A 19,831-nucleotide genomic window follows, 5' to 3' on the forward strand; every position below is an offset into this window, starting at 1 on the left:
GCCACGTCCGCCGCCCCTGCCGTTCCGCCCGCCGCCCCTGCCGTTCCGCCCGCAGCCTCGGCCGTTCCGCCCGCCACGTCCGCCGCCTCGCCTGGCGCGTCCGTCCGGCGCACCTGCACCGAGCCGGGCCGGGCGGGCCGGATGCGCCAGGGGCGGCCCGTGGAGGCGGTGAGCATTCCGTGCAGCGGCGCCCGCAGGTGCGGGCCGTCCGCGTCGCGGCGGCGCAGGCACACCTCGGGTCCGCCCGCACCCGCCACGACCTCGACCAGCTTCCCGCCCGGCTCGCCGATGGCGGCCACGACGTCCGCCCCGGACACCGTGGGCGTCATCGGCGCCGCCGCAGCCGGATGGCCTGGCCGGGCGTTCCCGGCAGGGGCACGGTCAGCGTCCCTCCCTCCCGCACTCCGAGCGACGCCACCGTCATCTCCCACGTGTCGATCACCTCGACCTCGTATCGTCCCGGCGGCACGTCGTACTCCCGCTGCGGAAAGCGGTGCTCCCCGCAGAACTCCAGGTAGAACTCGCCCGCCACCTCCAGCATCGGCGCGTCCCTGTCCCGGTAGCGCGCCTCCTCGGGCGTCCCGGCGAGAAACCGCCGCAGCAGCGCCAGCCGGGGCACCGCCGCGCCCACCAGCGTGCCCCCGTCCCGAGACCAGGTCAGCCCGTCCTCGTCCACGTACGACTCCCCGTGCGTCACCAACCGCCGGCGCACCGCCCCGTCCCACGCCTGGGCCACGACCTCCTCGGCGGTCAGGCTCAGCCACGGGTCGTCCGCGTCGCCCTCGTATCCGCACATGTCCATCAACACCGGCTTGTGGTGGTCCCGCGTCCGCACCCAGGCGTCCCGCGGGCCGGCCGCCCGGACGCTGCCGTGCGTGAACGGGCGCCGCCACAGCAGCGGCGACCCGGCCTCGACCGTGATCGACAACGGATGGTGTCCGGGGTCCTCCTCGGCCACGAGGTTGGCGAGGCGTACCCAGTCATGCTCGGAAATGTCGGGAAAAGGGGATGGGTCAGTCGTCAGCGACCACCACACGTTCGGGTGCGCGGCCAGCCGGGGGACCACCTCCTCCAGGTAGCGGGCCGCCGCCTCGACCTCCGCGACGCCCTCATCCGGATGCAGGAGCACCAGCTCGGCCGTCACGCCGATCCCGGCCAGTTCCGCCACCCGCTCCTCCAGCGAGTCCAGCGGGCATCGGGTGGCGGACGCCGCCATCCTGACCCGGTCGAACGGCGACGACTCCAGCGTGGCGAGCGTCCGCGCGCGCCGCTTCTCACCTTGCAGGTGCCAGCCGAGCGCCGTGGTCGCCATCGAAACGTTGATCATCGGCATCCCACCCTCGTCATCCGGAGTGCCAGGTACGGCCGCCGCGGCAGCGCCACCCGCACCCGGTCCCGGTGCACCCCGTCCACCGAGGTGATCGTCATGTTCCAGGCGTCGATCAGCTCGACCTCGTAGCCGTGGCCGGGCGGCAGCTCGGCCGTGACGTGGGCCGGTTGCCGCCGCCCCAGGTAGCGCAGGACGGTCCCGTCGCGGCGCTCCTCCATGATCGTGCGCAGGAACGCGATCCTGGCCGGGCTCTCCCCGCGCAGCGTGCCGCCGTTGCCGATCCACGGCCGTCCCTGCCCGCCGGTCATCGACTCGCCGTGCCCGACGTACCCGCCGCGCACCATGCCCTCCCAGAACCGGTCCACCAGCTCGGGGCCGGAGACGTTGCCCCAGCGCTTGCCGATGTTCCCCTCGTACGAGATCTCGTCGATCACCACCGGCTTGGGGCAGGCCAGCAGCCAGGAGCCGGTCAGGGTGGCGTCCCAGTGCTGGATGCTCTGGTGCGTCACCCAGGGTTTGGTGAAGTCGTACAGGGTCGCCACCTCGTACATCCGCGTCCCGTTGTGGATCGAGCGCAGGTGCTCGTACGGGTCCAGCCGCTGGATCGTGCGCAGGATGTCGTCCCAGTCGGCCACGTTCTTGGCCCGGTTGAAGTCGTACTCGTTGGCGGCCGACCACCACACGTTGCGGTACGCGGCCAGCCGGGCGATGACGTACCGCAGGTAGGCGTGGTCGGTGTCGCGGCCCATGTCCTCCACGCCGCGCAGGCCCCCGTCGTACGGGTGGAAGAGGATCACGTCGGCCTCCACCCCGATGTCGCACAGGTCCCGCACCCGCGCCTCCAGGTGGCGGAAGAACGCCGGGTCGAACCGGGTCTTGTCCAGCCCGTGGGGGTCCTCGCCGGCGAACGGCACGAGAGGCGGCTTCATCTGCCCGGTCGGCAGCACGCACATGCGCAGCTTGTTGAACGGCGAGGCCGCGAGCGTGCGCAGAGTGTCGCGCTCGCCCGACTCGTCCAGGTCGTGCGTCCAAGTGGTAGCAGGTCGTGCCGAACGGCAGGTACGGCGTCCCGTCCGCATACGAGAACCCCGTCCCCACGGCCCGCACCGGACCATGGTTGCCCGGCCCCGCGGGCGTCACCTCGAAGCCTCCGGAACGACCATCCAGCTCGTTCACGTTGCTCACCGTCGTGAACCGCCACGGGCCCATCGCGTCCGGCATGAACCGGACGCGGTAGACGCCGTCCCCGTCGTAGAAGCCCTCGGCCTCCACGACGCGGTTGCGGTACTGGTACCGGGCCGACAGCCGCACCTCCGCGAACGGATTGCCGCCGTCGGGCCCGGCCAGCTCGATCTCGTGGACGCCCCAGCGCTCCACGGACGGGGGATGGGTCACCAGTCCTTCCCGGCTTCGGCCTGCGCCTTGATGTAGGCGGGGATGTCCTGCCGCTCGGCCACGGTCAGCGACTGCTCCGGCGTCATGCCGTCGCGCAGGACGTGCTGGCGGAACACCTGCCACAGCGGCAGGTCCCAGTACTCGGTGTTCTGGTAGTTCGTCACCGTGGCGTTCTCGCCCCAGTACACGGCCGAGGTGTCGATCTTCGCCAGCTCCGGGACGCTCTTGCCGAAGCTCGACACGACGCCCTCGGTCTGCAGGACCGCCTTGATGCCCTGGCTGGACAGCTCCGTCTGACCCTCCTCGGACACCAGCCACTTCACGATCGCGAGGGCCTGCTCCTTCTTCGCCGAGGCCGGCGGGATGAACGCGGCACGCACGTTCGGCTGGTAGACCGCCTTCGAGCCGGACTCGAGCACCGGCACCGCCGAGACGCCGATGTCGACGCTCTTCGCCGACTCGGCGAACGACTCCTCGTCGCCGTCCTCGATGAACAGCTCGCGGCCGGCGTACATGTTCAGCCTGGACAGCGTCTCGACCGCCATGGCCAGGCGGCCCGGCCTGCTCATGTCGCCCTTGAGGAAGTCGTTCACGGTGGTGAACTCGTTGCGGGGGATCGTCAGGAACCGGTACAGGCTCTCCACCTGCTGCTTCCAGCCGTCACCGGTGATGCTCACCTTGACGTCCCCGGGCTCGGGCTCCTCGCTCGTCGTCGGCTGGAACGGGTAGAGCCCGAGCTGGTTGAACTCCAGGTACTGGTCGGGGTGCTGCATGTAGCCCTTGTAGTGGTCCAGGCCGTCGTCCCTGGTCAGGCGCTTGGCCAGCTGGTACGCCGCGTCGTACGTCATGCCGGGCTGGGGGTGCGGCACGCGGAACTTGTCGAAGATCTTCTTGTTGTAGAGCAGCAGGTGCTCGTCGATGAACAGCGGCACCCCGTACACGCCGCCGTCGGAGCGTGACCTGACCAGCTCGACCGCGGCCTTGTTGAGCGTGCCCAGGTCGATGCCGGCCTGCTGCAGTGCCAGCGTGAGGTCGCCGACCCAGCCCAGCGGCTCCAGGTCCCGGTCGATGCGGGTGCGCGGGTCGTCGATGATGATGTCGGGGACGACGCCGGCCTTCTTGATGTCCTCGTAGCGGATCGGGAGGTCCCACGTCGCGTACTTGATCTTGACGTTGGGGAACGCGGCGCGCAGCTTGTTGCCGATGACCTCGTCGAAGACCCTCGTACCCTGCCGGCTGTCGTCGACGCTCCCCTCGAACGGCTTGTAGTTGGCGGCGAAGACGAACAGCTCGTCGTCGCAGACGCTGAACGGCTTGTTGTACTTGTTCGGGATGTCGGTGCACGCGGCAGCGGCGGCGCCGGCGGGAACGGTGATCACGGTTGCCGCGAGCGCGAGCAGCGCGAGGGCCTTGGACCCGGCGATCATGAAGCCTCCTTCGAGGGCGCGTAACCGCACTGGCGCACGACATTCCGCCGGACGCCGTTCTTGAATTCAGTGATGGTGTGCTCCGGGTAATTCGACAAAAGGCCCACCCCGTCACGGAGATACTGCTCGTTGAAGACGACGTGCCGGATGTTGTTGCGGTTGTAGGAATAGACCATGTGGACGTAGCCGTCCCCGGTCTGGGTCAGCAGCGGGTAGGTGAACTGCGGGCCCGACTGCGCCTCCACGTCGGCCGTGTGCTCCCATGTACGCCCCTTGTCGGGCGACAGCGACAGCCGCATGGGGGAGCGGTGCTCGACCCAGGGGTTGTAGGCCAGCACCAGCTTGCCGCTGTCCAGCTTGAGCGCGGCGATGCGCGAGTTCGGGTTGCCGATGGGCTCGGCCACGGGCGCGCTCCAGGTGCGCGCGAAGTCCTTCGACTCGCTCCGGTAGATCGCGCCGTCGCCGGTGCGCATGTAGGCGATCAGCCGCCCCGGCTCGACCTCCGCCACCGTGGGCTGGATCGAGCCCTTCGGCGTGCGGATCCAGCTCCCATGCTCCTCGGGGTAGGCCTTCCACGAGCTCATGTCCGGGCTGAAGACGTAGAAGCCGGAGCTGAAGGCCTCCTCGTCGTAGATCGGCAACAGCACCTCGCCGTTGGACATGCGGATGGCGTTGGTGCCGGTCATCCACCCCCACTCCTCGCGGATCCAGGAGGGGGCGCTCCAGGTGTGGCCGTCGTCGTCGGAGGTGATCAGCCGGATCCCGGCCTGCTCCCACCCGTGCCCCGCGATCGTCACGAAGAACAGGTAGAGGCGCTTGCCGTCCGACCACAGGATCGGGTTGCCGTCGGCCTTGCCCGGCTCGTCGAACACGACCTCGGGCTTGGACCAGGTCCGCTTGCCCGCGGCCAGGCGCGACAGGTAGAGCGCCTGGTCCGAGGAGCCCTCGTTGGTCCCTCCGTAGTAGACGGTCAGCAGGTCGCCCTGCGGCGCCTGCGCCAGCGACGCGGAGTGCACCCTGCGGACGGCGGGGTCGGGGGCGGCCACGTCCTGGCGGCAGGCGTACGAGCCGGTGGGTTCCACCACCACCTCGCCTGTGTCCGCCGAAAGGTACGGCACCGCTCCCACGGTCACCGCGAGCGCGCCGTATAAAACGCTCTGCCGGAATTTCATCGCGTGCCAATCTCCAGATATTTGATGGTTTTCCGTAGATAAGAGAAGGCGATATGGAGACGGCCGCCGCCGTCGATGACGCTCGGATAGGAATAGCCGAGCTCGTTCTGCCAGTACTCACGGTCGTAGTCCTGGAGGACGTGCCGGTACGGCCAGCTCACGCCGCCGTCGTCCGACACCGCGAGCACCAGCGGGGTGCGCAGGGCCTTCCTGCGCCGCTCCCCGTTCTTGGTCACCCATCGGAACTGGCCGCGCTCCAGGCTCGCGTCGTTGTAGACGAGCGCGAGCCGTCCGTCCCCGAGCCTCGTGAGCTGGACGGAGGAGTCGTTGTTCGGCAGCCCGGTCCGCTCCGGGGCGGCCCACGAGCGGCCGTCGGCCGAGGCCGAGGCGTGGATGCGGCCCGCCCGCCGGTCCCTGAACATCGCCAGCAGGCTCCCGTCAGGGCGCTCCGCGATCGTCATCTGCACCAGGTCGGCGCTGCCGGGAACCGGGTGCTCCTTCCACGTGCGCCCGCCGTCGTCGGTGACCTTGACGACGCTGCGGTCGCCGGAGCCCCCGCAGTGGTAGGCGGGCAGCAGCCAGGTCCCGTCGCCGAGGATCAGCGGAGGGTGCCGGACGAAGATCCCGGGCTCGGCGAAGAGCACGCGCGGCTCGCCCCACGTCCGTCCACCGTCCGCCGACGTCCGGGCCACGACGTGCGCCGTCGTCTGGTCGTACGGCTCGCTGGAGGTGTGCAGCAGCCACACCAGCCCGCCGTCGTCGAACAGCACCGGGTTCTGCTCGCTGCGCTCCGGGTCGGCCGCGATGACCTCGGGCGGGTCCCAGCGGTCGCCGGCCAGCCGGGCGAGCACGACGTTCGTGCCCGGATGGCCCTCCTCGGGGCCGCTGAACCAGGCGCAGAGCAGGTCGCCGTCGGGCGTGCGCAGCAGGTTGGCCGCGTGGTTGTCATCGTGGTTTCCCGGGCCGTGCGGCGCGGGGAGCAGCGCCTCGCGCGCGCCGGGCAGCATGGCGGACGGGCGCACGATGCCGTCGAAACGCGGGTCCGTCATGTGCTCACCTCACGTACGTCAGGGTCCGCGAGCTCCGGCACGCCGCGCAGCTCCAGTTCCCCGGCGAAGTGGCAGGCCACGCTGCGCCCTCGGACCTCGCGCAGCGGCGGCACGTCCGTGCGGCACACGTTCTTCGCGTAAACGCACCGCGGATGGAACGGGCACCCGGGCGGCGGATGCGCCGGGTCGGCGATGTCGCCGAGCAGCTTGATCCGCTCGCGGTGCCGCTTGGCGGCCGGGTCGGGGTCGGGCACCGCCGACAGCAGCGCCTCGGTGTAGGGGTGCAGCGGCCGCTCGTAGAGCTCCTCGGTCGGGCCCTGCTCGACCACCCGCCCCAGGTACATGACCGCGACCACGTCCGCGACGTGCTCGATGATGCTCAGGTCGTGGCTCACGAACAGGTAGGCCAGGCCCGACTCCTCCCGCAGGTCGGCCAGCAGGTTGAGGATCTGGGCGCGGACCGAGACGTCCAGCGCGCTCACCGCCTCGTCCGCGACCACCAGCCGGGGCTCCAGGGCCAGCGCCCGGGCGATGCCGACCCGCTGCCGCTCGCCGCCGCTGAAGGCGTGCGGGTAGCGGCCGGCGTACTCGGGGCGCAGGCCCACGCGGTCGAGCAGCTCGCCCACGCGCGCGTCGATCTCGTCCTTCGTCCCCCACTTGTGCGCCCGCATCGGCTCGCCGATGATCTCGCGCAGCGTCTTGCGCGGGTTGAGCGACGAATGCGGGTCCTGGAAGATCATCCGCACCTGCGCCCGGTAGGGCTTGAGCTCCTTCTCCCCGAGCCCGGCCACGTCGATCACCGAGCCGTCCGGCCACCGGTAGAGCATGCGCCCGCCGGTCGGGTCGTGCGCCCGCACGATGCACCGGCCCAGCGTGGTCTTGCCACAGCCGGACTCGCCGACCAGGCCCAGCGTGCTGCCCGCGGCGATGCTCAGGTCCACGTGGTCGACGGCCCTGACCGCACCGACCTGCCGGCCCAGCAGGCCGCTGCGGACCGCGAAGTGCTTGGTCAGCCCCTCGATCTCGAGCAGTGGCCCGGTCACGCGTTCACCTCCTGCTCGTCGTAGAGGAGGCAGGAGACCTCGCGCTCGTCTACCGGGACCCGGCGCGGCGTGACCGTCTCGCACCGCCCCGCCAGGACGCTGTCGCAGCGCGGATGGAACGCGCACCCGCCGGGCCGCGCGTACGGCGGCGGCACCATGCCCTTGATCGCCGTCAGCCGGGTCCGCGCCGCCCGCCCCAGCCGGGGCATCGACCGCAGCAGCGCCTGCGTGTAGGGGTGCCGGGGAGCGCTCAGCACCTGCTCGGCGGGGCCGTACTCGACGACCCGGCCCAGGTACATGACCGCCATGCTGTCGGCCACCTGCGCGGCCACCCCGAGGTCGTGCGTGATCAGCATGATCGCCATGCCTAAGTCCTCCTGGAGGTCGGCCAGCAGGTCGAGGATCTGCGCCTGGGTGGTCACGTCCAGCGCGGTCGTCGGCTCGTCGGCGATCAGCAGGCCCGGCCGGCACGACAGCGCCATCGCGATCATCGCCCGCTGCCGCATCCCGCCGCTCAGCTCGAAGGGGTACGCGTCCACCCGCCGCTGCGGCATGGGGATGCCGACCCGGTCCAGCAGGTCGATCGCGCGCCGGCGGGCCTCGGCCTTGCCGGCGTTCTCGTGCAGCCGCACCGCCTCGACGATCTGGCTGCCGATCGTGTGCACCAGGCTCAGCGACGCCATCGGCTCCTGGAACACCATCGCGATGTCCCGCCACCTGACCTGCCGCAGCAGCTTCCGGTTCGCGCCGACCAGCTCGACCGGGCCGTCGCCCCGGTGCAGCGTGATCCGCCCGCCCATGATCCGGCCCGGCGGGTCCACCAGGCGCAGGATCGAGCGGGCCATCACACTCTTCCCGCAGCCCGACTCGCCGACGATGGCGAGCGTCTCACCTTTGCGCACCCGCAGGTCCACGCCGTCCACCGCGCGCACGTCGCCGTCCTCGAGCAGGAAATGGGTACGCAGGTCCTCGATCTCAAGCAACACGTCTGCGGGCACGCCTGCTCACCCTTCTGTTGCTGTGCTGGTGTGGATCGGCGGCGTCACGCAACCCGTCACCGAAGAAGTTCATGGCCACCACGACGACCACCACCGCCACACCCGGTGCCAGCATCCACGGCGCGTTCGCCACCACGCGCACGTTCTGCGCGCCCTCCAGCAGCACGCCCCAGCTCACCGCGGGCGCCTGCAGCCCCAGGCCGAGGAAGCTCAGGCTGGTCTCGCCGAGGATCATGCCGGGGATGGCCAGCGACAGGGACGCGATGATGTGGCTGGCGAACGACGGGATCATGTGCCGGAAGATGATCGGCAGCCGGCCGACGCCGTCCAGCCGCGCCGCCGTGACGAAGTCCTCCTCGCGCAGCGACAGGAACCGCCCGCGCACGTCCCTGGCCAGCCCGGTCCAGCCGATCAGCGAGAGGATCACGGTGATCGCGAAATACCGGGTCAGCGGCCCCCAGTCGTGGGGCAGCGCGGCCGACAGCGCCATCCAGAGCGGGAGCGTCGGGATCGCGATGATGAACTCGATGACCCGCTGGACGGCGTTGTCCACGCCGCCCCCGAAATATCCGGATATGCCGCCTATGAGCATGCCGAGTAAGAAGCTCGCCGCGACCCCGACCAGCCCGATCGACAGCGACACCCGCGCGCCGTGGATCAGCCGGGACAGCAGGTCCCGGCCGTTCTGGTCGGAGCCCAGCAGGAAGAACGGCTCACCCTTGGTGACCGGGCCGATCAGGTGCACGTCGGACGGGATCAGGCCGAGCAGCTTGTACTCGTCGCCGTGCGCGAACAGGCCGACGTCGATGCGCCTGCCCTCGTCCACGGTGTAGCGCTGCTCGTACGTCACGGGGTCGCGCTCGGTGCGGTAGCCGTACACGTACAGGCCGATGTCCCCGGAGTAGCGCACCAGCTGCGGCGGCGCGTACGTCATGGTGGTGTTCGCGGTCGAGCTGGACATCGGGGCGAAGAACTCGGCGAAGATCGCCACCACGTACACCGGCACCAGGATGGCCACGCCGGCCAGCGCCAGCCGGTGCCGGCGGAACCGCCGCCATACCAGCCGCCACTGCGGCAGCGTGCCGATTTCGTTGCGGGACATGCGGCGCTACTCTCTCTTGTACCGTTTGCGGATTCGCGGATCCCACCAGGCCAGCGCCATGTCGCTCAGCACGGTCCCGATCACGGTCAGCGTGCTGAGGATCATGATGAAGCTGCCGACGAGGTACATGTCCTGGTTCATCACCCCGCTGAGCAGCAGGGGGCCGCCGGTCGGCAGGCTCATCACGACCGACACGATCGTCTCCCCGCCGATCAGCCCCGGCAGCAGCCAGCCCACGGTGCTGAAGAACGGGCTCAGCGACATCCGCACGGGATACTTCAGCAGCAGCTTCCACTCCGGCAGCCCCTTGGCCCTGGCCGTGTGCACGTACGGCCGGTAGAGCTCGTCGAGCAGGTTCGCCCGGGTGATCCGGATCATGCCCGCGGTGCCCGAGACGCCGATCACCACGATCGGCACCCACAAGTGGCCGAGCAGGTCCAGGACCTTGCCCAGGTTCCAGTCCGCGTCCTGGAACTCCGGGGAGAACAGGCCGCCCACGCTCTGGCCGAAGTAGCGGAACCCGACGTACATGAGGACCAGCGCCAGCATGAACTCCGGGATCGCCATGCCGATGAACCCGAGGAAGGAGGCCGTGTAGTCGCCCCACGAGTACTGCTTGACCGCGCTGTAGATGCCGATCGGGAACGCGATCGCCCACACCATGAGCAGCGAGCTGATCGACAGCACCGCCGACAGCGCGACCCGCTCGCCGATGAGCGTGGACACCGCCTGGTTCCAGGCGAACGATTGACCGAAATCGCCGTTCAGGACGATCGCCGAGATCCAGCGCCAATACTGCACGAGGACCGGGTCGTCGAGGCCGTACCGCTGCCTGAGGTTGGCGATCTCCGCCGGGGTGATGCCCTCGCCGCCCGCCTGCGCGCTCGCGACCAGCGTGGAGACGTAGTCACCTGGCGGCAGGTTGATGATGACGAACGTGACGATGGAGATCGCCCAGAGCGTCACCACCACGTACAGGAGGCGGCGGCCGAAATATCCCAGCATGGCTAGAGCGAGTACTGCTCGGGCTGCGTCGGCCCGGGGTTCGTCGGGGCGCCGGCCATCGAGCCGGGCACGTTCTTGAAGCTGTTGGAGACGATGCCGTACTCGTCCGGGTACGAGCTGATCCCGATGGCGTAGAACTGCTCTTTCGAGATCTCCACGACCTGCTTGGCGAAGCCGAGCGCTTTGGTGAAGTCGTACTCGGTGCGCATCTTGGTGAACGCGTCGAGCTGGCGGCGGACCTCCTCGGGCGGCTCGTCGCCGCTCTTGCCGTGGCTGCCGTACCACTGCGCCCAGCGGATCGCGTACCGGGCGCTGCCGGAGTTGCTCGGCACGTAGTAGTGGTCGCCGCCGGTGCCCGTGATCAGGTCGAAGTCGCTGCACGTGTAGGCCGAGGCCTGCGGCTGGTTCGCCATCGTGCGCTCGGTGAACAGCGTCGACGCGACCGGGTCCGCCCGCAGCCCGACCCCGACCGCCTCCCAGCCCTTCTTCACGAACTCCAGCGCCTCGACGTGGTGCGGGAACTCGGTGTCGGTCATGATGGTCACGACCAGCGGCTTGCCGTCGGGACCCAGTCGCATCCCGTCTGCGTCCTTGCGGGTCAGCCCGGCCTTGTCGAGGTGCTCGTTCGCCCTGGCCGCGTCGAACTCGGTGTACTGCTTGGCGAACGTCTCGTCGTAGACCGCGTTGCGCTTGGAGGGCGCGGCCTGCCACGGCTCGCCCTGGCCGGCGTACACGCCGTCGATGATCTCCTGCCGGTCGATCGCGTACGACAGCCCGATCCTGAAGTCCCTGTCCCGGAAGAGCTTGCGCAGCCCCTCGTCGGCGACCGTCTGATTGAACTGGATGATCATCGTGTTGCTGAGCCGGCTCGGCACGTCGAACAGCCGGTACTTGCCCTTGCCCGCGTTCTGGGCGACCAGCGGCTTGTTCTCCGGCGTGTTGAAGTTACGCAGCTGCAGCCCGATCTCGCCGTTCATGATCTTCAGCAGCTCGACCTCGACGTCCCCGAGGATCTCCGCCCTGAACCGGTCGAAGTACGGGAGCTGCCGCCCCTGCTGGTCGACCTTCCAGTAGTACGGGTTGCGCTCGGCCACCAGCGCCGTGCCGCTGCCGATCGCGTTGCTCACCTTCCAGGCGTGCAGCGTGGGCTGGTCGGCGTTGTGCCACGGGTCCTGCTTCTGCATGAACAGCTGCGTCCAGTCCTCCAGCTGCTCGTCCTTGGCCAGCTTGTCCACGTCGGGGTTGTACTTCTTGTGGAACTGCTTCAGGTAGTGCTTGGGCAGCAGGAACCCGATCGGTCCCGGCCGCTCGAACGTCGCGACCGCGATCTGGAACAGGAACCCGGCCTTGGGCTCCTTGTAGACGTACCGGACGGTCCGCTCGTCCACCTTCTCGACCTTCACCCGCTCCGTGGTGCTGCCGTTCTCCAGGTAGAGGTCGTAGACACCGGTGGTGTGCAGGTCGTGGTAGACGGCCACGTCCTCGAAGGCGAAGATCATGTCGTCGGCGGTGCACGGCTGCCCGTCCGACCACTTCAGGCCCTCGCGCAGGCGGAAGACGTACTCCCGGCCGCCGTCCTTGACCTCGAACTCGGCCACGTTGGCCACGATGTCCTCCGGGCCCTTCTGCCCGCTCGTGCCCGGCTTGAGGCGGACCAGCGGCTCGTACCCGAGGGTGTTGGTCAGCCAGTCCACGTCGTCCTCGCCGACCATGGCCGAGGTCCAGGTGCCGCCGTACTTGCCCGGCCCCTGCAGCGGGGTGACCACCAGCGGGTTCTTCGGCAGACGCTGCTCCAGCGGCGGGAGCTTGCCGCTCTTGACCAGCTCGGCCAGCGCGGGCGCCTCCTTGGCCGACACATCCGCGGCCTGCGCGGCACCGCCGCTGCTGGGCCGGGTGTCGAAGAAGCTGCAGCCGGCGGCGGACGTCAGCAGGAGCAGACCCCCGCCACGGAGCAGATTCCTCCTCGTCAACGGTTGCTGTGTCATGCGTGCTCCGTTCCGGTCTAACGATTGACCTTGACCAGGCTGAACCGGGCCGTGGTGTAGTGGTGGACGGCGTTCGCCTCCTGGTTCCCGTCGACCGCGAGGCCGATGTAGAACCGGCTGGTCCGCATGGCGATGCGCTCATAGCCGATGCGCGTCCAGGCGAGCGAGTTGTCCGAGATGAACGCCTCGAACTCGTTGTCGCCGCCGGTCGGCAGGCTGCGGCACACCAGGCGGAGCCAGTACGGCTTGTCCGCGTCCAGCGGATCCTCCGACGTGGCCGGATAGAGGCCGACGCTGGCCCGCGTACCGGTGGAGGCGACCCTGATGGCCTTGGCCCGCTTGCCGTCCTCGGACCACCCGAGTCCGGCCAGCATGAACGGCGAGTTCGGCGCGAGATCCTGCCGCACCATCAATCCGGCGACGGCGTCGACGTGGGCCCTGCTCACCGCGTCCACCCGGGCGGTGATCTCGATGACCTCGCCCCGCTTGCCGAACCCGACGGCCTGGTGCGCGAAGTGGAAGGAGTCCTTCCACCCGGCGATCTTCCCGGACCCCTTCAGTGTGAGCACCCCGTCGGCCAGCGCCGTGTGCCCCGGAATGGGCACGTCCCCGATGTCCAGCGCCCGCCACGGGGTGACGCTGGTGGCGCGATTGACGTGAACGGGGACGATGGAGGAGGTGGTCGCGGACCCCGTGCCGTCCGTCGCTCTGGCCGTCAGCCAGTAGGACCCATCGGCCGCATCCGCCCAGGTCACCTGATACGGCGCCGCCGTCGCCTCGCCGATCTTCTTGTCCTCGTGGAAGAACTCGACCTTGGCGATGCTCGATCCGTCGAGGGCCTTGGCGGCGGCCTGAACGGTCATGCTCTGGCCGGCCTTGAAGATCTGGTCGGGCCTGGGCTGGGTGATCGCGACCTCGGGATTGCGGCTGCCCGCCCGCTGGATGGAGTGCAGATACCGCTCGAGGTTGGTGTAGCCGTTCCCGTCGACAGCGTTCCGATCATCCGCGTTCCCGGGATCGAGCCCCTGCGCCCGCTCCCACTCATCCGGCATGCCGTCGTGATCGCTGTCGGCGGGCGCGGGATCGGACGGTAAGGGCACCCATCCGCCGACGTCCCGCTGCGAGTTGATGGCCCGACCGGTGCCGGTGCGCGCCTCGTGGATCAGCCGGGCGTCGATCGGATCCCTGCGGGGGAGGACGGCCCCGGCCTGATCGAGCACCGCGGCATATGCCTGCGCGGGCGGCTGCTGCGTGATGCCGTGCTCCAGCTCCACCGGCCTGGGCAGCAGCGTGATCCCGCCCACCGGGTACGTGATCCCGCGCGTGTTGTCGCCGGTCACATCCGGATGACCTTCGACGTGATTGCCACTGACATGCCACTGCCCGAACCGCCCCGGAGCCACGATGACGGGCGCGATGTCGGCCAGCGTGTTCGGTCCGGGCTTGTAGAAGTTCGCGACCATGTTGACGCCGTTGGACCATTCGCCGCCGTAGCAGGACGTGAACCCGTAGTTGTAGATCACGTTGTTGCGGTGGTCGACCACCATGTCCATGCCCTCGGTGAAGCTGAAGCGGGGGTTGCGGGCGGACTGGTGGATCAGCAGATTGTGGTGGTACGTGATGTTGTCGCCGCCCCACAGGCCGCCCATGCCGTGGCGGCCCTTGGGGTGGACCGAGTTCGTCAGGCCCTCGGCGATGATGCACCACTGGACGGTCACGTTCGTGTTGCCGTAGACGGAGAAGCACTCGTCCACGCCCCAGCTGATCGAGCAGTGGTCGATGATGACGTCCCGCACGCCGCGGGCGGTGAACGTGTCGATGGGGGTGCCCAGCTCGTCGCCGCCGCGGAAGCGCAGGTAGCGGAGGATGATGTTGTTCCCGGCGATCTTCGTCTCGTTGCCGTTGACGCTGATGCCGTGGCCGGGCGCGGTCTGGCCGGCGATGGTGAGGTTGGACCCGGTGATGTCGAGGCCGCCCTTGAGGTGGATGTTGCCGGAGACGCGGAAGACGATCGTGCCGTCCGACTTCGCCACCGCCTCCCGCAGCGAGCCCGGCCCCGAGTCGTCGAGGGTCGTCACCTCGTAGACCGCGCCGCCCCGGCCGCCGGTGACGTACATGCCCGCGCCCTCGGCACCGGGGAACGCGGGGACCGCCCTGCTGAGGGCGCTGCTCCGCTGCTGCCCCGCCTCTTCGATGGAACCGGCCGCCGTCATCCCGCCCCACGCCACGGCGGGCGTGACCATGGCCGCCGAGCGCACGAAATCGCGGCGGCTGAATGGTGATTGCTGGCGATCGAAGCCAAGGGCATCGGTCATGCGAAACGCTCTCTTTCCGCCCCGGAAATAGGCAGGGATGTGCCACCGTTCGGCACGACTCCGGACCACGCTGTCATTGGTGAGAATTTTTATTCAGCCATGAATGGAGTGGATTCATCACATCGTGAACGACACGCAAGTGACTGTCAAGAGCGCTTTCTTCGGCAGATAGGTCCGCCGGTCAACAACCGCAACGCCGAAGGCCGTCGTGCGCATCGCACGACGGCCTTCGGCGGGGGAGCGGGAGGGTCAGTCCTTGAGGAGTTCCTCGGCCACGCCCACGTCCGTGATGAGCGTGTTCACCCACCCACCCCGCAGCGCGGCCCGGATCGCCGCCGTCTTGCGGCGCCCTCCGGCGATGGCGATGCGCCGCGGCACCCGGAGCAGGTCGGCGGCCGGGATGCCGAGGATGCGCTCCTCCAGCGGCGAGTCGATGAGCTGCCCGTCGGCGTCGAAGAAGCGCAGGCACACGTCGCCCACCGCGCCGAGCCCGCGCAGCGTCTCCAGGTCCTCCTCGGAGATGGCGTTGCCGCTGTCGCGCAGCAGCGGCGACGGGTCGAGGCTGCCGATGCCGACCAGCACCGTCGTCAGCCGCGACCACGCGTCCACGACCTGGCGTACCACGTGGTCGTCCGACAGCGCCTGGCGCGCCACCGCCGAGCCGACGAGGCCGGGCGCGGGCAGGAAGACGGGTTCGGCGCCGGTGAGGTCGGCCAGGTGGGCGGCCAGCCGGGTGGCCTGGACCTGCGCGGATCCCTTGCCCACGCCGCCGATGAGCTGGACGACCTCGTCGGCTACGCGTACCGGACGGCGCTGCATCGCCTCGACGGTGGCCAGCAGGCTGGCGCTCCACGACGAGATGCCGAGGTGCTCGCCGCCGATCAGGGTGGCGTCGAGGTAGGTCGCGCCCGCCGAGCCCAGCGCGGCCACGACGTCGTGGTTGTCGCCCGCGGCGTCGACCACGATGATCTGCTCCACGCCGTACTTGCGCTCGAGGTCCTCCTCCAGCAGAGCATGGACGCCGCTGGGCACCACGACGACGGTGCGGACGATGCCGATCTCCGTGGCCTCCTTGAGCAGCCGCGACACCCGGGGCTGCGAGATGCGCAGCTGGGCGGCGATCTGCGGCTGGCGAACGCCGTGCTCGTGGTAGAGGCGGGCGACCCGCACCAGCAGCCGCATGCGCTCGGACTCCTGGCCGAGCCGTCGGCCGCCGACCCTCATGGACTCGCCGCCGGGACGGCCCTTCTCGAACTGACTGTCAGCTCCCACGATCGCTGGCCTCCGCTTCGGCTCCGCCGCTCCTGCTGGTCCGGTGGCGAGCCCGGGCCACTGCCGAGTGCCATTCTGCTAGCGCGCGGCGACCCTCGCACCCATATCCTCGCCTAGCCGCCGGCGAAGGCGCGTAGCTTCGCGAAGAAGTCCTCATGGATGAACCGGGCGTCGATCGAGTCGTAGGTGCGGATGGGCCGGTTCGCGGCGGTGAAGTCATGTGAGCCGTCGTGGCGGAAGTTCGGGGCGGGCCGTTCCACCCAGGTCCCGCAGTCGGGGTGGAGCATCAGGCCGACGGCGGGGGAGTCGCCCAGCACCCGGATCTCGATCGAGCCGCCGTGGTGCCGCTCGTTCCACTCCACGAGCTGGCGCACGAGATAGTCGCCGAGCTCGCCGCACGGCGCCACCTTCGCGTCGAGCTCGGCGTAGCCGACGGCCATCATCCGGTACGTCGGCGCCGGGATCTGCCAGACCCGCAGCGCCGACGAGAACACGACGTTGGCCGCCACGATGTCGTTGGACAGGTTGAACTCGGGCCGCCCCGGCGCCCCGCCGCGCCCGTCGTATCCGCCGCCGCCGATCCAGATGACGGTCACGTCCCGCTCGGCGATGCGCGGCTCGAGGAGCAGCGCCGCGGCCATGTCGGTCAGCGGGCCGAGGAACGCCACGTAGAGCGGCTCGGCCACGTCCCGCATGGCCTCGGAGACGATCAGCTCCACGCCGGGCGCCGGGACGGGGGTGTTGACGTCGGGCAGTGCGTACGGCGCGCCGTCCTCCACCCGGACCTGGCCGTCGAGCTTCATCAGCCGCAGCAGCAGGTCGATTTCCGCCCGGCTCTCCTCCAGGCTCGTGCGGGTGCGCCGGTTACCGAAATGCGCGGCCACCAGACCCCGAATGTCCAGGCTCGGTGAAAGGAGGGCGTGCACGATGGCGAATTGATCGTCCGCCTCGTTTTTCGCGTCGGAATTGATGATCACTCTGCGCCGGTTGGAAAAGGACCGGATCGCCATGCGTGCCCCTCGACTGAATATATATTCGAAGATGTATCGATATTCTGATATTAGATTGTGACATTTGTGGTGTCAAGATCCCACAGGATGACGGACAGCGCGTGCGGCGAGATCGTGTGGCCGTCGTGCGTCGCGTCCTCCAGGAGCTCCCAGCGTCCCAGTTCGGGCCGCCCCTTCGCGAGCAACGCCACCCGGTCGCGCACCGGGGCCTGGTAGGCGCGGTGCCCGACCCCATTGAAGCAGCACTCGTCGAACCGGTTGAGTATCTGCAGCTGCCCGCGCCCCGGGCCGATCGACGCCATCACGTACATGTCGAGGAAGTCGTCGGAGTCCGCGGCGTAGAAGCCGGGCAGCGCCGCCTTGGTCTGCTCCCAGTCGCCGATCGTGGGCCGGGGCTTCGGCGCGGCCGGGCGCAGGAAGAACGGCAGCGATCCGGCCACCGGATAGCTGCGCGTGACGCGCGGGTCCAGCGCCGAGTGGACGGTGGTCGTCCAGCCGCCCCCGGACAGGCCGATCATCTCCACCGACAGCGGCCGGTACGTGGCCTGCGCGTAGTTCAGCGTGACCGTGAGCGGTTCCAGGAAGAACGTCAGCGCGGAGAACTCCGCCGACTCCCAGGGCGGCAGCTCACGGTGCGAGGGGTTGGGCAGCAGTTTGGCCGGGTCGGCCGGGTCGGCGATCTGCTGCTGGTTCCAGTGGTGGAACGGCATCGCGTACGCCATCACCCGGTAGCCGCGGTCCAGCAGCGCCTGGACGGTGCGGAGCATGGTGTCGAACGGCTCGCCGTGGCCGTTGTGGTAGAGCGCCAGCCGCCGGTTCCAGGCCCGGCGCGGCACGAGGTCGTAGACGGTGGCGGTGACCTGGTAGCGCAGGGGAACCTTCAGCCGGTCGATCCTGCGCACGCCCGTCAGGGAGGCGAAGTCGGGTGCGGTCACGCCGCTCTCCACGGTCGGCTGCGTGTCCGGCGGGCCGGCGCCCTTCCAGATGTAGTCCGTCATGGCCTTGCGCTTGGCCTCGATGCCGGCGAACGCGTTGATCCCGATCAGGGGCTCGATGTCGACGCCCCCGGCGGCCGCCGGGAGGGTCTTGTACTCGGGGCCGAACTTGGCGGCGGCCTCCTGGTTCACCGGCGCCACCGGACGCGGCGCCCGCCTGCCCCCAAGCCCGGTCGCCTTCCCGGAACCCGCCGCCCCCGCGCCGTCCGTGGCCGCAGCGGTCCGGGTGAGGGCAGAGGCCGCAGCGGGTCCCGCCGCCGCTCCCGCCGCTCCCGCCGCGACGGCCGCGCCGAGTCCGCCCAGGACCCCGCCCAACACGTTCCGCCTGCTGGCTGACCTGTCCGATCCCGTCACTTCCATCACCTCTCTGGATCCCAGCCGCCAAGAACGAACGAGGGCTCGCTCCACCGCTCCGCCTCGGCGGCCGTGAGCCGGCGCGAGCAGGGCAGCCGCTGCGACGTGTCGATCGCGCGGCCGTCCAGGTCGGTGCTGCGGTACTCCCAGAAGGACAGCGACGGCGCCTGCGCGCAGTCGTTCGGATCGATCTGCCAGCCGACCGGCGCGATGTGGGAGTCCATCGCGGTGTCGATGAAGACCGCCTGGCTGTGCGTGAACCGCCACACCGCGCTCCGGCTCAGCACCACCGACCCGTCGGGCACGCCCGGCGCCCGCGTCAGCCGGGTCCGCACGAACACCGCACCCGGACGCGTGTCGTCGTTGCGGCTCTGCGAGATGTAGCCGGCGTCCGTCGACTCCAGCACCGAGTCCTGGACGAACACGGTGCCGGTGCCCCACACGAAGTCGGTGTCACCGCTGATGCGGCTGTCGGTGACGAACCCCTTGCCCTGCAGTCGCAGCGTGTCCTGGTGGCTGCGCAGATCCACCCGCTCCAGCGCGATGCGCTCGTTGTTGCCACGGAACGCCTCGGCCTGCGACCCGCCGTCCGGCGTCGTGTTGTGCAGCGTGAGGTCGCTCATCCGGAAGTCCGCCGCGTCCACCCCGAACATGGCCCGCCAGCAGTTGTGGATGTCGGAGGTCTCCAGCACGCGGCGCGGGCACACGTCCGCCGGCCCTCCGTTGCTCAGCGCCTTGTCGCCGTTGCGCAGGTCGTTGTTGGCGTACTGGATCACGGTCCGCCGCATGCCCGCGCCCCGCACGGTGATGTGCGGGCGGTCCTCGCGCACGTAGACGATCTCGGTGTAGACGCCGGGCCGCACATCGATGGTCACCGGAGTCTGGTTGCCGAGCGGCACGGCGTCGATGGCGCCCTGCACGGTGCAGAAGTCCCCGGTTCCCGCGGCGGAAACCGTCAGATGGCGAGAGGGAACGGCGTGCTTCCTGGTTGTGAAGCGCCACTTTCGCGGGTCCTGAACGCCGTCGAAGCCCGCGAAGACGCCGGGATCGACGGTGACGTAGTAGCTCTGGCCGTACTCCAGTAGCCGGTGCAGGTGGACATGGGCGGTGCGGCCGTCGATCGTGATCGATTCGTACGAGAAGTCGTGCGGGAGCCCTGTGTCGGACACCGCGCCGCCGATGTTCTTCCTGTCGGTCTTCGCCGTGGCCGCCTCGATGCGGTCTGCCGGCGTGCCGTCGGCGCGCCGCACCTCGATCGCGCCCGAGGAGCCGAGGGTCGGGGGTGCCGGGAAGGTGATCCGCAGAGGCGCGTCCACGCAGGTCCCTCCCGCCCGGCCAGGCACCGAGAAGCGCACGCCCGCATTCGAATCCGCTGTCGC

The 19,831-nt window shown here is 69.8% G+C and carries 16 protein-coding genes and 1 pseudogene; all 17 read right to left on the bottom strand.

From position 1 onward, the window contains the following. Positions 1-329: hypothetical protein (locus EJK15_RS17795; RefSeq protein ID WP_206060923.1), on the bottom strand; the 329-nt coding region annotated here is incomplete at its 3' end. After that, positions 326-1,327, bottom strand: a complete 1,002-nt coding sequence (locus tag EJK15_RS70655) for a DUF5605 domain-containing protein (RefSeq protein WP_171074376.1) — start codon at positions 1,325-1,327, stop codon at positions 326-328. The genes EJK15_RS70655 and EJK15_RS17795, both read right to left, overlap by 4 nt. Further along, positions 1,324-2,409, bottom strand: coding sequence for a DUF5605 domain-containing protein (locus tag EJK15_RS17810; protein WP_206060924.1), 1,086 nt, complete (start codon positions 2,407-2,409; stop codon positions 1,324-1,326). The genes EJK15_RS70655 and EJK15_RS17810 overlap by 4 nt, the downstream gene beginning before the upstream one ends. 109 nt (positions 2,410-2,518) lie before the next feature. Further along, positions 2,519-2,725 (bottom strand): annotated as a pseudogene (locus tag EJK15_RS77590) (DUF5060 domain-containing protein); the annotation flags it as partial. Continuing rightward, a complete protein-coding gene (locus tag EJK15_RS17815; protein WP_138711565.1) occupies positions 2,722-4,152 on the bottom strand; it encodes an ABC transporter substrate-binding protein in 1,431 nt (476 codons plus the stop codon). The pseudogene EJK15_RS77590 and the gene EJK15_RS17815, both read right to left, overlap by 4 nt. Further along, positions 4,149-5,270 carry a sialidase family protein gene (locus EJK15_RS17820; RefSeq protein ID WP_171074377.1) on the bottom strand — a complete coding sequence of 374 codons (1,122 nt, stop codon included), beginning with the start codon at positions 5,268-5,270 and terminating at the stop codon, positions 4,149-4,151. The genes EJK15_RS17815 and EJK15_RS17820 overlap by 4 nt, the downstream gene beginning before the upstream one ends. 50 nt (positions 5,271-5,320) lie before the next feature. Then, the gene (locus tag EJK15_RS17825; RefSeq protein ID WP_138711567.1) at positions 5,321-6,373 is read right to left on the bottom strand and encodes a sialidase family protein; all 1,053 of its coding nucleotides are present in this window, start codon (positions 6,371-6,373) and stop codon (positions 5,321-5,323) included. After that, a complete protein-coding gene (locus tag EJK15_RS17830; RefSeq protein ID WP_171074378.1) occupies positions 6,370-7,416 on the bottom strand; it encodes an ABC transporter ATP-binding protein in 1,047 nt (348 codons plus the stop codon). The genes EJK15_RS17825 and EJK15_RS17830 overlap by 4 nt, the downstream gene beginning before the upstream one ends. Continuing rightward, positions 7,413-8,414, bottom strand: a complete 1,002-nt coding sequence (locus EJK15_RS17835) for an ABC transporter ATP-binding protein (protein WP_138711568.1) — start codon at positions 8,412-8,414, stop codon at positions 7,413-7,415. Before EJK15_RS17835 ends, EJK15_RS17830 begins: the two co-directional genes overlap by 4 nt. Continuing rightward, positions 8,392-9,516, bottom strand: coding sequence for an ABC transporter permease (locus EJK15_RS17840; protein WP_138711569.1), 1,125 nt, complete (start codon positions 9,514-9,516; stop codon positions 8,392-8,394). The genes EJK15_RS17835 and EJK15_RS17840 overlap by 23 nt, the downstream gene beginning before the upstream one ends. A gap of 6 nt (positions 9,517-9,522) precedes the next feature. Beyond that, positions 9,523-10,521: an ABC transporter permease gene (locus tag EJK15_RS17845; protein ID WP_138711570.1), complete on the bottom strand. Its 999-nt coding sequence runs from the start codon at positions 10,519-10,521 to the stop codon at positions 9,523-9,525. A 2-nt stretch (positions 10,522-10,523) separates the two neighbouring features. After that, entirely contained in the window at positions 10,524-12,506 is a 1,983-nt protein-coding gene (locus EJK15_RS17850; RefSeq protein ID WP_138711571.1) for an ABC transporter substrate-binding protein, read from the bottom strand. Between the two features lie 17 nt (positions 12,507-12,523). Next, complete coding sequence (locus tag EJK15_RS17855; RefSeq protein ID WP_138711572.1) at positions 12,524-14,821, bottom strand: Ig-like domain-containing protein; 2,298 nt, start codon at positions 14,819-14,821, stop codon at positions 12,524-12,526. 249 nt (positions 14,822-15,070) lie between these two features. Next, the gene (locus EJK15_RS17860; protein ID WP_240777036.1) at positions 15,071-16,093 is read right to left on the bottom strand and encodes a sugar-binding transcriptional regulator; all 1,023 of its coding nucleotides are present in this window, start codon (positions 16,091-16,093) and stop codon (positions 15,071-15,073) included. A 113-nt stretch (positions 16,094-16,206) separates the two neighbouring features. Next, complete coding sequence (locus EJK15_RS17865; RefSeq protein WP_138711573.1) at positions 16,207-17,103, bottom strand: nucleoside hydrolase; 897 nt, start codon at positions 17,101-17,103, stop codon at positions 16,207-16,209. A gap of 50 nt (positions 17,104-17,153) precedes the next feature. Next, positions 17,154-18,416, bottom strand: a complete 1,263-nt coding sequence (locus tag EJK15_RS17870; RefSeq protein WP_138711574.1) for a hypothetical protein — start codon at positions 18,414-18,416, stop codon at positions 17,154-17,156. Positions 18,417-18,457: 41 nt separating this feature from the next. After that, the gene (locus EJK15_RS17875; protein ID WP_171074379.1) at positions 18,458-19,768 is read right to left on the bottom strand and encodes a pectinesterase family protein; all 1,311 of its coding nucleotides are present in this window, start codon (positions 19,766-19,768) and stop codon (positions 18,458-18,460) included. Positions 19,769-19,831: the final 63 nt, after the last annotated feature.

This window comes from Nonomuraea basaltis, from assembly GCF_005893125.1.
Classification (GTDB): domain Bacteria; phylum Actinomycetota; class Actinomycetes; order Streptosporangiales; family Streptosporangiaceae; genus Nonomuraea; species Nonomuraea basaltis.

Coding starts and splice junctions, on each gene's coding strand:
- EJK15_RS17810 (WP_206060924.1), bottom strand. CDS start 2,409: ATGCGGACGGGACGCCGTACCTGCCGTTCGGCACGACCTGCTACCACT.
- EJK15_RS17815 (WP_138711565.1), bottom strand. CDS start 4,152: ATGATCGCCGGGTCCAAGGCCCTCGCGCTGCTCGCGCTCGCGGCAACC.
- EJK15_RS17850 (WP_138711571.1), bottom strand. CDS start 12,506: ATGACACAGCAACCGTTGACGAGGAGGAATCTGCTCCGTGGCGGGGGT.
- EJK15_RS17845 (WP_138711570.1), bottom strand. CDS start 10,521: ATGCTGGGATATTTCGGCCGCCGCCTCCTGTACGTGGTGGTGACGCTC.
- EJK15_RS17840 (WP_138711569.1), bottom strand. CDS start 9,516: ATGTCCCGCAACGAAATCGGCACGCTGCCGCAGTGGCGGCTGGTATGG.
- EJK15_RS17865 (WP_138711573.1), bottom strand. CDS start 17,103: ATGGCGATCCGGTCCTTTTCCAACCGGCGCAGAGTGATCATCAATTCC.
- EJK15_RS17825 (WP_138711567.1), bottom strand. CDS start 6,373: ATGACGGACCCGCGTTTCGACGGCATCGTGCGCCCGTCCGCCATGCTG.
- EJK15_RS17855 (WP_138711572.1), bottom strand. CDS start 14,821: ATGACCGATGCCCTTGGCTTCGATCGCCAGCAATCACCATTCAGCCGC.
- EJK15_RS70655 (WP_171074376.1), bottom strand. CDS start 1,327: ATGATCAACGTTTCGATGGCGACCACGGCGCTCGGCTGGCACCTGCAA.